Source organism: Streptomyces sp. NPDC029041 (assembly GCF_040637515.1).
In the GTDB taxonomy this organism is placed as follows: domain Bacteria; phylum Actinomycetota; class Actinomycetes; order Streptomycetales; family Streptomycetaceae; genus Streptomyces.
Genome location: NZ_JBEZWO010000011.1, coordinates 206577 through 220554 on the forward strand (window position 1 = coordinate 206577; position 13978 = coordinate 220554).

A 13978-nucleotide genomic window follows, 5' to 3' on the forward strand; every position below is an offset into this window, starting at 1 on the left:
AGCTCGGAGCGCATGGCCGGTGGGGAGAGGGCTGGCCGTGGGGGGTGTGTGCACCACCGCCACCCGGACCGTTGGGACAGCCCCTCCTCGTCCGCCGGGCGGGTCCGCGGAAAGGTGTCTCCCGCGCCGGGCCCCGGCAACGGTCCGCGGTCCCGGGCCACCTCGTGGCTAGGGCACGGTGCTCCGAACCGGGCGCTGAGCCGAGGCGGACGCGGCACGCTCTCCCGCCGTCGGCGACAGCGCGACGAAGGCCGACGTCAGGAAGAGGTAGGAGCCGAGGCCGACGGCGAGGGGAAAGATGAACTGCATCGCCGAGGCCCCGGGCAGCGCCTCACCGGAGGGCGTGACGCGCACGCCCACCGCGAACATTCCGGTGTAGTGCATGCTGCTGACGGCGGCGCCCATGATCAGGGAGGCGATGGTGACCGCTACGGGCGACTTGATGTTCAGGGCCGCCCACAGGGCCGCCGTGGCGGCGACGACGGCGATCAGCACGGAGAGCGCGACGAGCAGCGGGTCATAGCTCACGTCGCCGTGCAGCCGGACGGCCGCCATGCCCAGGTAGTGCATGCTCGCGACGCCGAGGCCGGTGGTGAGCCCGCCGACGAGCAGGGCGCGGCCACGGTCCTTGCTGTACCCGACGGCGAAGACGCCTGCGCAGACGACGACCATGGCGACGAGCAGGCTCAGCAGCGTGAGCGGCACGTCGTAGCGGATGTCCGTGCCCGTGACGCCGAAACCGAGCATGGCCACGAAGTGCATGGTCCAGATGCCGGTGCCGATCGCCGAGGCGGCGGTGACGAGCCAGTTGCGGCGCGAACGCCCGGTGGTGGCGAGCGCGCGGACGGTGCAGCGCAGACCGAGCGCGGCGCCTATGCAGGCCATCACGTACGACAGTGCGGGGGTCAGCCACCCCAGGGCTGCGTGGTCCAGGTGTCCCATGGCCCCGGGACGCTAGACCCCGGATGGGCGCACGAAGGCGGCGCATTTCGAAAGGTGTTGGAATATGACCCGACGCTGCACCGGAACGACCGGATCACGCTCGAACGTGTGCACTGAGGCGTCCTCCGTGCCGGTGAGCCATCATGCGGTACATGAGCGACGAGCAGACGCGTGTCCAGGAGTTCTTCACCGCCCGCGCCGCCGACTGGGACAGCCGTTTCCCCGACGACGGTCCGGCCTACGCGGCCGCCGTCGACGAACTCGGACTGCGGGCGGGCGACCGGGTGCTGGACGCGGGGTGCGGCACCGGCCGCGCCCTGCCGCCGCTCCGGGCCGCCGTGGGTGCCGCGGGAATGGTCCTGGGGGCCGATCTGACGCCGGCCATGCTGCGGGAGGCCGTACGGGCCGGTCGGGACCGTGACGGGCAGTTGCTGCTCGCGGACGTCGCGGCGCTGCCCCTGCGCTCGCGGTCACTGGACGCCGTGTTCGGGGCGGGCCTCATCTCGCACCTCGGGAGCCCGGCCGAGGACCTGCGGGAGCTGGCACGCGTGGTGCGCCCCGGTGGGGTGCTGGCGCTGTTCCACCCGATCGGCAGGGCGGCTCTCGCGGCACGCCACGGCCGCCCGCTCACCCCGGACGATCTGCGTGCCGAACCCAATCTCCGCCCGCTCCTGGCCGGTTCCGGATGGCGCCTGACGTCGTACGTCGACGAGGACTCCCGTTTCCTGGCGCTCGCCGTCCGCGAGGACTGAGCCACCGCGTCGCCGTGCCCGGGCGTCGGGACGCCCCGCCCGGCCATCCGGCGCCCTCACCCCGCCCGGGCGCCCCCACCGCGTCACCCTGCCCGGGCATCCGGCGCAGTGTGCCGCACGGGGCAGCCCCCGACGCCCGGGACGGGGCGGGTGCCCAGGTCGGCGACCCGGTAGCCGTACGGGTAGCCCTTGATCTCCCGGTTCTGGCGGGCGAAGTGCGGGGTGCGCCGGGGTGGCAGCAGCCGGACGGCACGGCCCCGGAGCCGGACGGCGCGCCGCACCCACGCGCGCGTGGCGGCACTCGGCGGGCTGTAGCGGAAAGCGTCCAGCAGCGAGTCGTCGAGCAGCGCGAGGGTCGTGGTGCGCAGCAGGGGCGCGAGGGGGGCGGGGTACCAGGAGGCCATCAGGTCGAGTGTGGCGTCCGAGACGCGCCGGGCGTCCTCGTCCCAGGCGAAGTGGGCGGCCTCGTAGGAGTCCAGACGGCTCTCGAACTCCTCGTACGTCTCGGGAATGTTCTTGATGCCCATGTGCCGGCCCAGCGTGCGGTGGTGGACCGCACTGGCGACGATCTCGTGGCGTGACATCCTGCGCCAGCCGTAGGCGTCGATCCACCGCTTGGGCATCACGACGAAGGTGCAGAGCACGTAGCGCATGTCGTCGTCACTGATGTCGTAGCTGCGGTGCATCTGGTTGATGCGGCGGATCGCGGTCCTGCCCCGCTCACTGCCGAAACCGTGCTCGACGATGGCGTCCAGCAGCAGCGAGGTGTCGTCGTAGCGCTTCTGCGCCCGGTCCGTGAGCTCCGCCGTACGCGCGAGCAGCCTGCCGATGGCGGGGACGGCGTACGTACGGTACAGGGCCAGCTCCAAGGCGCGTGTGAAGTCCCAGGGGAACTCGTACGCCACGCTGAGCCGGTAGATCTCCGTGGCCTCCTCGTACGGGTCCATCCGCCGGATCTGTTCGAGCCGTGAGAAACGCCTCACCGTGCCGTCCCCCTTCTGCCACAGGTTCTGCAACTTTACGTTGGTCACCGGGAGATGAACGACCGGGCACGGCAGAGGCAGGGGAAAGGTGGTCAGCATGTGGGGCAGGTTCCGCAGAGCCGGGGGAAGAGTCGCCGATGCCTTGCGCACGGAGCCGAGAGCCGATGGGGAGAACCGTCCCCACAATCTCTTCGAGGCGGCGGCGACCTATGTCACGGCCTCCGCGGAGAACGACCCGGAGCGGGCCGACGAAGCGGCCGGCTGGGTGTCGCCCGAGGCGCTGTCGTTCGGTGTGAACGAGCTGGCCTGCAGGGCCGTGGTCGCGCTGGCCCGTGAGCGCGGCCGGTCGCCGGAGGCCGTGGCCCGCGAGCTGCTGGGGCTTCCGGGGGCATGACGCGCATGTCCCGGACGGCCGATTCGCCCCGTCCGCCGGAAAACTGCAGCTCCGGGTGCGCCTGCGGGACCGTGACAAGGGCCTTGCGGGCGCATTAGGGTGCGCGCCGGTGGACGAACCGATGGGGAGGCTGGGATGGCCGGGACGGACGAGGAAGCCGTCGCCGCCGCGGACGATGCGCTCTATGTGCTCACGGCGGTGCTGCTGACGCCTGCGAAGTTCCCGAGCGTGCTGGGCGACGACTACCCCGAGGCATGCGCGGCGCTCGGCCTCGCGCCGCTCGCCGACGGGTACGGGCTGGTGCTCGGCCAGGACGGCGAGGGCGCCCGGTGGACGGTGGCCATCGACGACGTCTCGCTGGTGGCCGTCGCGATCGCCTCGTGGGACTGCGGCATGGAGTACGAGCTGTCGCCCGACGAGCGCACGGTCGTCGCGGCCCTGCCCGGGTGGCCCCTCGCGGTCGCCGTCGCGGCCCCCGGGGTGCCCGCGCCGCACGATCCGGGTCCGGAGGCCGACGACCGGCCCCCGCTGGCCCCACCGGACACCGGCGTCTGGGGCCCCGCCCAGCGGCGTCTGGGGGCGGACGAGATCGCGCTGCAGTGGGCCACATGGCGGGAGCAGGTCGACGACGCGGAGTTCCCGGCGCCGGATTCGTCCGAGACCTCTGAGGTCTCGGGGAGCGGGGGCAGCGCGACCGACGGTCAGGAGGATCGCGGGGCGAACACGCACGTGGGTGGCCACAGCGGCATCCGGCGCGTTCTCGCGGAGGCCCGCACCTACATCGACTCGCCGCCGCCGCTGGGCCGGGTCCGGTCGTCCTTCGCGCCGGGCGACGCCCGGACCCTGCGCGCCGACGGCCCGGGCTGGTCGCTCGTCGCACGGACCGACGACATCGCGTTCGTCCTGCTCGACGAGGAGCCCGGTGAGGTTCTGCCGGTGGGCAGGGGGCCGGAACTGCCGAGTCTCCTGGAGGCCCTGGACAAGATGGCCGTACGGCCGAACTGAGCCGGTACGGCCGAACTGGGTCGGTGCAGCCGAACCGGGTCGGTGCAGCCGGACTCAGCCGGTGCATCCGGACCGAGTAGACACGGCCGGGCTCCTTGGGGTGCCCGGCCGGGCCGGGGGAGCCGGGCCTCAGCGGCCGAGTTCCTTGCGGGTGGCGCGGCGCAGCCTGCGCCGCTGCGACGGGTCGAGCGCGAGGTACGCGACGGCCGGGACGCCCAGGATGATCAGGAGCGATGCCCACCAGGGCAGCCAGATCAGCAGGATGAGCCCGACCGCCACACCGCCCGCGGCGATCTTGGCGTTCTTCGACATGACTGTCGCCTCCTTCGCGGCCGCTGCCGCTCTCTGTCTCGAAAACGGACCCGCCCTCACGGCGGTTCCGGACCGCGACCCTGAGAAATCCCTGAGGTGCGATGCGGACGCACCCCTATGCCCCTCATAGTGACCCAGCTCACAGCACACCCGTACCCGTGTGCGCCGAAAGTGCTGTACTCTCGGCGACTCCGCGCCCACTAGTCAAATTTGAGGACTACGTCATAGCCGAGCATCGGAACCACCCGGCACCCTCGTCCGATACCTCCGAACTGCCCTTGTGCCACTCCGTTTTCCTGCCCGGCGATCCCGCACGCACCGGCAGCGTCGCCTTCTGGCGGCCCGACGGCGCTCCCCTTCCCGTGATGACGTCCGCGTCCGTCACGGACCTGCGGGTCGTCGTGCCGCACGAGGGTGGGGTCGGGGAAACGAGCCTGCCCGCCGTCCTGGTGCCGCTCCGCACGGCCCTGCCGGTTCTCACGCGCGCGCGGGCCGACGGGCGAGGGCACCGGTCCACCGTCTTCTGGGGCGCGGCGGCCCTGCACGCCCTGCACCTCGTCGCCCGCGGACTGCTGCTGCCGGGGCTGTCCGCGGGCGACCACGACGCCTGGCGCACGGGTCCCCTGCGCGCCGAGGACATCGAGGCCGTGCTCCGCCTCGCCGCCGCGATGCCCCCCGAGGCGCACGCCGTGCCCGTCGAAGGCACCCGGCCGCCGCGGCTGCCCGACCCGGAGCAGCTCGTGCGCGCCTTCCTCGACGCGGTCGCCGACACCCTGCCCCGCTCCCCCGCCGCACCGCTGGTGACGGGCGGCCCTGCCTATGCCTCGCCGGAACCGGTGCGGTTGCCCGAGCAGCGCGCCTGGGCCGCCGGCATCGCCGCGGGCCACGACGCGGGCGTCCGGTTGTCGCTGCGGATCGAGGCGGCCGGGCTCGCCGATTCGGACGACGGCGCGGGGGTGACCTTCCGGGCCGTGCTGCAGGTGCACAGCGTCAGTGATCCGGCGCTGGTCGCGGACGCCGCGGACGTCTGGGCCGGGGCCCTGGGCGAGGCCTTCGGCCCGCGCGCCCGGATGGACGCGCTGCTCGCCCTGCGCCGTGCGGCCCGGGCCTGGGCCCCGCTCACGCCCCTGCTGTCGGCGGCCGTGCCGGACGCGGCCGAACTCGCCGACGAGGAGGTCATCGAGCTTCTCGGGGCGGGCGCCCGGGCGCTGAGGGCGGCCGGAGTCGATGTGCACTGGCCCAAGGGACTGTCCCGTGAGCTCAGCACGCACGCGGAGGTGGGCCCCTACGACGGCGAGAACGACGGCGACCGGGAGTCCGGCGCGTCCCTCTCGGCCATGCCGTCGTTCCTGTCGGCCGACGCACTGCTCGCCTTCACCTGGTCCTTCGCCCTCGGCGACAGGCGTCTGGACCGGGAGGAACTGCACCGTCTGGCCGAGGCGAAGCGACCGGTGGTGCGGCTGCGCGACCAGTGGGTCCTGATCGACCCTCAGGAGGCGCGGCTCGCCGGCTCCCGGCAGGACCGCGGGGTGACGCCGGTCGACGCTCTGGGTGCGGCCCTGACGGGCTGGACCGAAGTGGAGGGCCGCAGGGTCGAGGTGCGGCCCAGGGGATGGCTGGCGGATCTGCGGGAACGGCTGGCGAGCCCCGAAGGGCAGCAGCCCGTGGAGCAGCCCGCCGCCCTCGCCGCCACCCTGCGGGACTACCAGCGGCGGGGTCTGAACTGGCTCGCGAGTATGACGTCGCTCGGCCTGGGATGCTGTCTCGCCGACGACATGGGACTCGGAAAGACGATCATGCTGATCGCCCTCCACCTGCACCGCCAGTCCGACGCCCGGTCCGCCGGGCCCACCCTGGTGGTCTGTCCGACCTCCCTGATGGGCAACTGGCAGCGGGAGATCGAGCGGTTCGCCCCCGGCACACCGGTGCGGCGCTTCCACGGGGCGCGGCGCGACCTGGACGACCTGTCCGACGGGGAGTTCGTGCTCACCACGTACGGCACGATGCGCCTGGACGCGTCCCGGCTCGCCGGGGTGCCGTGGGGCCTGCTCGTGGCGGACGAGGCCCAGCACGTGAAGAACCCGTACTCCTCGACCGCGCGCGCACTGCGTTCCATCGGCGCACGCGCGCGCGTGGCGCTCACCGGCACCCCGGTGGAGAACAACCTGTCGGAGCTGTGGGCGATCCTCGACTGGACGACTCCTGGGCTGCTGGGCCGGCTCGGCGCCTTCCGCCGACGGTACGCGGAGGCTGTGGAGGGCGGCCAGGACCCGGCAGCAGCCGACCGGCTGGCCCGGCTCGTACGGCCGTTCCTGCTGCGTCGCCGCAAGTCGGACCCGGGCATCGCGCCCGAACTGCCGCCGAAGACCGAGACGGATCGCGCCGTGTCGCTCACCCAGGAGCAGGTGGCCCTGTACGAAGCCGTGGTGCGCGAGGCGCTCGCGGAGATCTCCGGCGCCGGCAGTATGGCCAGGCGGGGGCTGATCGTGAAGCTGCTGACCGGGCTCAAGCAGATCTGCAACCATCCGGCGCAGTACCTCAAGGAGGAGCGCCCTGTGATCGCCGGGCGCTCGGGAAAGCTGGAGCTGCTCGACGAGCTGCTCGACACGATCCTCGCCGAGGAGGCGGGCGTTCTGGTCTTCACCCAGTACGTGCAGATGGCCCGTCTGCTGGAACGGCATCTCGCCGCCCGCGGTACACCCTCGCTGTTCCTGCACGGAGGGACACCCGTCGCCGAGCGCGAGGCCATGGTGCGGCGCTTCCAGGAGGGCGGGACACCGGTGTTCCTGCTGTCGTTGAAGGCGGCGGGCACCGGGCTGAACCTCACCCGGGCCGAGCACGTCGTGCACTACGACCGCTGGTGGAATCCGGCCGTCGAGGCGCAGGCCACCGACCGCGCGTACCGCATCGGCCAGACCCGGCCCGTGCAGGTGCACCGGATCATCGCGGAGGGGACGATCGAGGACCGCATCGCCGACCTGCTGCTGCGCAAGCGGGAACTGGCGGACGCGGTCCTCGGGGCCGGCGAGGCGGCGCTCACGGAACTGACGGACGCGGAACTGGCGGATCTGGTCGAACTGCGAGGAGGCCTGCGATGACACGGCACGAGGACGACACGGAACGCACCTTCGCAGCGCTGCCGCCCGCGCACGGACGCGGCTTCGCGCAGACCTGGTGGGGCCAGGCCTGGCTGCGGGCACTCGAAGGCACGGCACTGGACTCGGCGCAGCTGAAGACGGGACGCCGGCTCGCCCGCGCGGGTGCGGTGGGCGCGGTGTCGGTTCGTCCCGGGCGACTCACGGCCGTCGTCCATGACCGCGACCGCACGGCGCACCGGGCCGACGTCCTGCTGGAGGAGCTTTCGCAAGGACAGTGGGACCGCTTCCTGGACATGGCGGCGGAGCGGGCCGGTCACGTGGCGGCATTGCTGGACCGCGAGATGCCGCCGCACCTGGTCGAGGACGCCGGGGACGCGGGCGTCGACCTGCTCCCCGGCCTGGGCGATCTGGAACCGCGATGTGATTGCGGTGCCTGGGACCACTGCGGGCACACGACGGCGCTGTGCTACCAGGTGGCGCGCTTGCTGGATCAGGACCCGTTCGTGCTGCTGCTGATGCGCGGGCGCTCCGAAGCCGCCCTGCTGGAGGACCTGCAGGGCCGTAGCGGGGCCTGCCCGGCGGACTCCTCCGAGCCGGAGGGCGTGGACGCTGCCGAGGCGTACGCCGCCGGTGACATCCTGCCGCCGCTCCCCGGGTTGCCCGGCCTCCCCGGTGAACCCGGGCTTCCGCCGGCCCTGGACACCGAGACACCTCCCGCCCCCGGCATCGACCCGGCCGCGCTGGCGTTCCTGGCCGCGCGGACCGCCGTGCAGGCCCACCGTCTGCTCGCGGAGGCGCTCCGGGGCACCTCCCACGAACAGCTGACGGCGGCGCAGGACGCGGTGCGGCTTGCCGCGGGTTCCCCCTGCCGGGAGACGCACGACCGGCTCGCCGAAGGGTCGGGACGCGGGCGGGAGGGGCTGGCGACGGCCGTGCGCGCCTGGCGTCACGGCGGGACCGCCGCACTCCGCGTCCTCGACGAGGAGTGGCGCGTGGAGGGCGAAGCGCTCGCACGCGCGCGTGCCGCCCTGGACTCGGCCTGGGACACCGCCGAACGGCCGGAGCTCCGGTCACAGGGCAACCGGTGGACGGTCGCCGGGGCGCCGGTGCAGCTGCGGCTGGGCCGGGACGGCCGCTGGTGGCCCTACCGCAAGGAGAGCGGCCGCTGGCAGCCCGCGGGAGGCGCCGCCCAGGACCCGGCGACGGCCCTGGCCTCCGCGACCGCCCCGGCATCGGCAGAACTCGCCCCCTCGGAAGGGAACTCCCTGTGACACTCACGTGGTACGGCCCGGACGTCCTCACCGTCGCGGACGAACTCACCGAGGCGTACGCCGAGGTCTTCACGGCACCGCCCTGGGAACCCCGTGACGTGGAGGAGACGCGGGCGGAGTTCCGTGAGCGGCTGGAGACGGACGTGCGCCGTCCGGGCTTCCGGGCGGTGCTGGCCCGGTCGGAGGACGGCGGGCTGGACGGGTTCGCCACCGGCTGGACCACCCAGGCGCCCTTCCGTGCCGACCGCGCCTACGGAAAGGTCACCCGGCGGCTCGGTGCCGAGCGGGTGAGCGGGCTTCTCGTCGGCCGCTTCGAGATCGACGAACTGGGTGTGCGCTCCCGGGCTCGCGGTACGGGCCTGGGGCGGCGGTTGCTGTCCGCTCTCAGCTCCGCCGCACCAGGCGGCCGGGCCTGGCTGATGACCTGGAGCGGCGCCCCTCAAGCCCTGGCCTTCTACCGCCGGGCAGGGTGGCGGGAGCCCGACCCCCTGCCGGGTGACGAGACGGACATGGTGGTGTTCGTCGCCCCGGGCCCGGCTGACGAGGATGCCTCCGGCTCCGGCACGCAGGCGGCCGTGCACTAGCCCGGTGCCGGAGCCTCACGTCACCGACTCACCGGCGGTCAGGCCTCACGACACCGACGCACCGGCGTCCAAGGACGGCAGGAGCGATGCGATGCCACTCGGCAGATCGCTCGGGAACCGGGTGGGGAAGCCCGAGGGCAGCCGGGTGGGCAACCCGCTCGGCAACCCGCTGGGCAACCCGCTGGGCAACCCGCTCGGCAACCCGCTCGGCAGCTCGCTGGGCAGCTCGCTGGGCAGCTTGGTCGGGATGCCGAAGGACGGCGCGGGAGTGCGGCTCGTGCTCCCGCCGGACGGCTTCTCGTCCGGCGGGTCGTCCCTTCCCGAGGCCATCAGCACCACGAGGGACACGGCTGCGACGGCCGCGAGCACGGCGAGCAGGATCAGCAGCGGATTCCGGCGCCGGGCAGGCCGGGGCGGATGCGGCGGTACGGGCGGCAGGGCCATACGGACAGAGTCACCGCGCACCCCTCACACCGGGAGGGGCGCACGGAAGCTGATACGGACTCATGGCGTGGATCGCATGATTCCGCGGCACGACAGGGCCCGTCGGCCGGCCGGTGTGACCGGACGACGGGCCCTCGCGCGCGTGGTTCAGCCGCGTGCCCCCAGCAGATGGTCCATCGCCAGCTGGTCCAGCTGCTCGAAGGCCATGCCGCGCGCGGCGGCCGCCTCCACGTCGAACGCCTCGAACGCCGAGCGATCCGCGAGCAGCGCCTGAAGGCCGTCCGCGGCGGTGGGCTGGGCCAGCTCGTCCAGACGGGCCGCGCGCAGCGCCTCCTGCACCTGCGGATCGGCGCGGAAGGCGGCGGCGCGCTCCTTGAGGATGAGGTAGTTGCGCATGCAGCCGGCCGCCGAAGCCCAGACGCCGTCGAGGTCCTCGGTCCGCGGTGGCTTGAAGTCGAAGTGGCGCGGTCCTGAGTAGCCGGCCGACTCCAGCAGGTCGACCAGCCAGAACGCGGCGCGCAGGTCGCCGGCGCCGAAGCGCAGGTCCTGGTCGTACTTGATGCCGGACTGGCCGTTGAGGTCGATGTGGAACAGCTTGCCCGCCCACAGGGCCTGGGCGATGCCGTGCGGGAAGTTCAGCCCGGCCATCTGCTCGTGCCCGACCTCCGGGTTCACGCCGTAGAGCTCCGGACGCTCCAGGCGCTCGATGAACGCCAGGGCATGGCCGACGGTCGGCAGCAGGATGTCGCCGCGCGGCTCGTTCGGCTTGGGCTCGATGGCGAAACGCAGGTCGTACCCCTGGGAGGTGACGTACTCGCCGAGCAGGTCGAAGGCCTCCTTCATCCGGTCCAGGGCCGCGCGGACGTCCTTGGCGGCACCGGACTCGGCACCCTCTCGGCCGCCCCAGGCCACGTACACCTGGGCGCCGAGCTCGACGGCGAGGTCGATGTTGCGGATGGTCTTGCGCAGGGCGTAGCGGCGCACGTCGCGGTCGTTGGCGGTGAACGCGCCGTCCTTGAAGACGGGGTGCGTGAAGAGGTTGGTGGTGGCCATCGGGACCTTCATGCCCGTGGCGTCCAGCGCCTGCCGGAAGCGCTTGACGTGGTTCTCGCGCTCGGTGTCGCTCGAGCCGAACGGGATCAGGTCGTCGTCGTGGAAGGTGACGCCGTGCGCGCCCAGCTCGGCCAGGCGCTGCACCGTCTCGACCGGGTCGAGGGCCCGCCTCGTGGCGTCGCCGAAGGGATCCCGTCCCTGCCAGCCGACGGTCCACAGGCCGAAGGTGAACCTGTCCTCGGGGGTGGGCTGGAAGCTCATGCCGCGGCTCCTTGCTCGCTGGGCTATTTCGTCATGCCGATTTACAAATTAGTATGCGGGCACCTCTCTGGGAAGAGACAAGGTGCCTCCGAACGGAGTCATGTGCCGCGCGCAGTAGGGAGAAGCCCGATGTCAGCAGCCGAGGGTCCGCTCGTCGTCGGTGTGGACTCGTCCACCCAGTCCACCAAGGCGCTGGTCGTCGACGCATCCACCGGCCGGGTGGTTGCGAGCGGCCAGGCACCGCACACGGTCTCCTCCGGAGCCGGGCGCGAGACCGATCCGCGCCAGTGGTGGGACGCGCTGGGCGAGGCCCTGCGCCAGTGCGGGGAGGCGGCGCACGAGGCCGCCGCGGTGTCGGTGGGCGGGCAGCAGCACGGACTCGTCACGCTGGACGGCCGGGGCGAGCCGGTGCGGCCCGCCCTCCTGTGGAACGACGTGCGTTCGGCGCCGCAGGCCCGCCGGCTGACGGAGGAGCTGGGCGGAGCGAAGTTCTGGGCCGAGCGCACCGGAAGCGTGCCCGCGGCGTCGTTCACGGTCACGAAGTGGGCCTGGCTGGCCGAGCACGAGCCGGAGGCGGTACGTGCCACGAAGGCCGTGCGCCTCCCCCACGACTACCTCACCGAGCGGCTCACCGGGCAGGGGACGACCGACCGCGGCGACGTCTCCGGGACGGGCTGGTGGGCCTCCGCGACGGAGGCGTACGACGAGGAGATCCTGGAGCACGTGGGTCTCGACCCGGCCCTGCTGCCGCGGGTGGCCCGGCCCGGTGAAGTGGCGGGTACGGTGCGCGACGGCCATGACCTGCCGTTCTCCCGGGGCACCCTGGTCGCACCCGGCACGGGTGACAACGCCGCCGCCGCGCTCGGCCTCGGGGTGCGGCCGGGCGTGGCCGTGATGAGCCTCGGCACCTCGGGCACGGTGTACGCGGTGTCCCGGCAGCGGCCTGCCGACCCCAGCGGCACGGTCGCGGGTTTCGCCGACGCCCGCGGCGACTGGCTGCCCCTGGCCTGCACCCTGAACTGCACGCTCGCCGTGGACCGCGTCGCGACGCTGCTGGGCCTGGACCGCGAGGCCGTCGAACCCGGCACGGCCGTGACGCTCCTGCCCTACCTGGACGGTGAGCGCACCCCGAACCTGCCGAACGCCTCCGGCCTGCTGCACGGCCTGCGCCACGACACGACCGCGGGCCAGTTGCTCCAGGCCGCCTACGACGGTGCCGTGCACTCCCTGCTCGGGGCTCTCGACCTGGTCCTCGACGGGGACGCGGACTCCTCGGAACCGCTACTGCTGATCGGTGGCGGCGCCCGGGGCACCGCCTGGCAGCAGACCGTGCGGCGGCTGTCGGGACGTCCCGTGCAGGTGCCCGAGGCCAGGGAACTGGTCGCGCTCGGTGCCGCCGCGCAGGCGGCGGGGCTGCTGACCGGGGAAGACCCGGCGGCGGTCGCGCGCCGCTGGGACACTGCGGCCGGGCCGGTATTCGACGCCGTCGAGCGGGACGAGGAGACGCTGGCCAGGATCGCCGGGGTACTCTCCGACGCGGCTCCGCTGCTGGAGCGGCCCACGGACACCCACTGAGGACTGGCGTCAGGCATGACCGCACCGCTGCACGAGGCCCGGCCCGCCGGACCGGGCCGCGCACTGCCCGACACCCAGCAGGGCATGCGCCGCCGCAACCTCGCCCGTGTCCTGCACACCGTCAGCGCCGAGGGGCCGCTGTCCCGGGCCGCCGTCGCCTCGCGAATCGGCCTGACCCGGGCAGCGGTCTCGACGCTCGTCGACGAGCTCATCCGCTCGGGACTCCTCGAAGAGCTGGGCCCTGAGCGGCCCGGCCGGGTGGGACGGCCCGGTTCCGCGCTCGCCGTCAGTGGACGCGGTCCGGCCGGCATCGGCGCGGAGGTGGGCGTCGACCACCTCGCGGTCTGTGCCGTCGACCTGCGTGGCACGACCCGGTCGCGGGTGATGCGGCAGGGAGCGAACCGCGGCCGCTCCGCTCAGCCCGTGCTCGCTGAGCTCAGCGAACTGATCCGGCAGGTCGTCGTCGAGGCGGAGGGCGAGGGCCTGTATCCGGCCGGACTCGCCGTGGCCGTGCCGGGACTGGTGGGGCGCGACGCGCGGACGGTCGTGCGCGCCCCGAACCTCGGCTGGCAGGGCATCGACCTCGGCCCGCTGCTGCCCGCGGACATCCCGCTCACCGTGGACAACGAGGCCAACTTCGGTGCCCTCGCCGAACTCTGGCTGCAGGAGGGCACTCCTCGGGACTTCCTGCACGTCTCGGCGGAGATCGGTATCGGCGCGGCGGTCGTGGTGGACGGCGTACTGCTGCGCGGAACGCGTGGTTTCGCGGGCGAGCTGGGACACGTACCGGTCCGGCCGGACGGGCCGGAGTGCGCCTGCGGCGGGCGGGGCTGCCTGGAGCAGTACGCCGGTGAGGAGGCCGTGCTGCGTGCGGCCGGTCTGGAACCCGGCGAGGACCGGGTCGGGCTGCTCGCCGGACGCGCAGGCCAGGGAGACGAGGACGTACGCCGTGCCCTGCACGACGCGGGGACGGCGCTGGGCGTGGCCCTGACCGGGGCGGTCAACCTGCTCGATCCGCAGAGCGTGGTCCTGGGCGGGGAACTGTCCGGGCTCGCGCCCTGGCTGCTGCCTTCGCTCCAGGACGAACTCGCGCGCCGGACGGCAGGTCCCGCCTGCCCCGTGTCCGTGTCGCGGCTGGGTCCTCGGGGGCCGCTGCTGGGGGCCGCCCATTCGGTGATCCGGGCAGTGCTGGACGACCCGGCGGCGTTCGCGGGACAGGCCTGAAACGGCGCGCCGGCGCCGCTCGCAGGCAGAGCTCCGCCTGCACCGGCCACCCGGCCGGGTGAGGGAGTTGTCCACAACCG

13 protein-coding genes are annotated in these 13978 nt (G+C 73.4%); 8 read left to right on the top strand and 5 right to left on the bottom strand.

Annotated features, from left to right (window positions below; translation table 11 throughout):
• Positions 1–168: 168 nt before the first annotated feature.
• Entirely contained in the window at positions 169–942 is a 774-nt protein-coding gene (locus tag AB0F04_RS27920; RefSeq protein WP_362045986.1) for an MHYT domain-containing protein, read from the bottom strand.
• 152 nt (positions 943–1094) lie between these two features.
• Between AB0F04_RS27920 and AB0F04_RS27925 the strand changes: the two genes are divergently transcribed.
• Complete coding sequence (locus tag AB0F04_RS27925) at positions 1095–1694, top strand: class I SAM-dependent methyltransferase (RefSeq protein ID WP_362045989.1); 600 nt, start codon at positions 1095–1097, stop codon at positions 1692–1694.
• Positions 1695–1777: 83 nt separating this feature from the next.
• On the opposite strand, the gene AB0F04_RS27930 is transcribed toward AB0F04_RS27925, so the two are convergent.
• Positions 1778–2677, bottom strand: a complete 900-nt coding sequence (locus tag AB0F04_RS27930; RefSeq protein ID WP_362046254.1) for an oxygenase MpaB family protein — start codon at positions 2675–2677, stop codon at positions 1778–1780.
• A gap of 97 nt (positions 2678–2774) precedes the next feature.
• Here AB0F04_RS27930 and AB0F04_RS27935 point away from each other — a divergent pair, with 97 nt between their 5' ends.
• Together AB0F04_RS27935 and AB0F04_RS27940 are read left to right on the top strand one after the other, a co-directional pair.
• Positions 2775–3071, top strand: a complete 297-nt coding sequence (locus AB0F04_RS27935) for a hypothetical protein (RefSeq protein WP_362045992.1) — start codon at positions 2775–2777, stop codon at positions 3069–3071.
• 135 nt (positions 3072–3206) lie between these two features.
• Positions 3207–4076, top strand: coding sequence for a hypothetical protein (locus tag AB0F04_RS27940; RefSeq protein WP_362045995.1), 870 nt, complete (start codon positions 3207–3209; stop codon positions 4074–4076).
• A gap of 129 nt (positions 4077–4205) precedes the next feature.
• On the opposite strand, the gene AB0F04_RS27945 is transcribed toward AB0F04_RS27940, so the two are convergent.
• Positions 4206–4388, bottom strand: coding sequence for a hypothetical protein (locus tag AB0F04_RS27945; RefSeq protein WP_362045998.1), 183 nt, complete (start codon positions 4386–4388; stop codon positions 4206–4208).
• 365 nt (positions 4389–4753) lie between these two features.
• On the opposite strand from AB0F04_RS27945, the gene AB0F04_RS27950 reads away from it, so the two are divergent.
• From AB0F04_RS27950 to AB0F04_RS27960, 3 genes are read left to right on the top strand one after another with little or no spacing between them, the layout of a single operon-like run.
• Complete coding sequence (locus tag AB0F04_RS27950; protein ID WP_362046001.1) at positions 4754–7486, top strand: DEAD/DEAH box helicase; 2733 nt, start codon at positions 4754–4756, stop codon at positions 7484–7486.
• A complete protein-coding gene (locus AB0F04_RS27955; protein ID WP_362046004.1) occupies positions 7483–8757 on the top strand; it encodes an SWF or SNF family helicase in 1275 nt (424 codons plus the stop codon). Before AB0F04_RS27950 ends, AB0F04_RS27955 begins: the two co-directional genes overlap by 4 nt.
• The gene (locus tag AB0F04_RS27960; protein ID WP_362046007.1) at positions 8754–9341 is read left to right on the top strand and encodes a GNAT family N-acetyltransferase; all 588 of its coding nucleotides are present in this window, start codon (positions 8754–8756) and stop codon (positions 9339–9341) included. The genes AB0F04_RS27955 and AB0F04_RS27960 overlap by 4 nt, the downstream gene beginning before the upstream one ends.
• Positions 9342–9386: 45 nt before the next feature.
• Here the strand turns inward: AB0F04_RS27960 and AB0F04_RS27965 are convergent, their stop codons facing one another.
• Together AB0F04_RS27965 and xylA are read right to left on the bottom strand one after the other, a co-directional pair.
• Positions 9387–9785 carry a hypothetical protein gene (locus AB0F04_RS27965; RefSeq protein WP_362046010.1) on the bottom strand — a complete coding sequence of 133 codons (399 nt, stop codon included), beginning with the start codon at positions 9783–9785 and terminating at the stop codon, positions 9387–9389.
• 147 nt (positions 9786–9932) lie between these two features.
• Positions 9933–11099, bottom strand: a complete 1167-nt coding sequence (gene xylA / locus AB0F04_RS27970) for a xylose isomerase (protein ID WP_362046013.1) — start codon at positions 11097–11099, stop codon at positions 9933–9935.
• Between the two features lie 129 nt (positions 11100–11228).
• Here xylA and xylB point away from each other — a divergent pair, with 129 nt between their 5' ends.
• Together xylB and AB0F04_RS27980 are read left to right on the top strand one after the other, a co-directional pair.
• Positions 11229–12674, top strand: coding sequence for a xylulokinase (xylB, locus tag AB0F04_RS27975; protein WP_362046016.1), 1446 nt, complete (start codon positions 11229–11231; stop codon positions 12672–12674).
• A gap of 15 nt (positions 12675–12689) precedes the next feature.
• The gene (locus AB0F04_RS27980) at positions 12690–13898 is read left to right on the top strand and encodes an ROK family transcriptional regulator (protein ID WP_362046018.1); all 1209 of its coding nucleotides are present in this window, start codon (positions 12690–12692) and stop codon (positions 13896–13898) included.
• Positions 13899–13978: the final 80 nt, after the last annotated feature.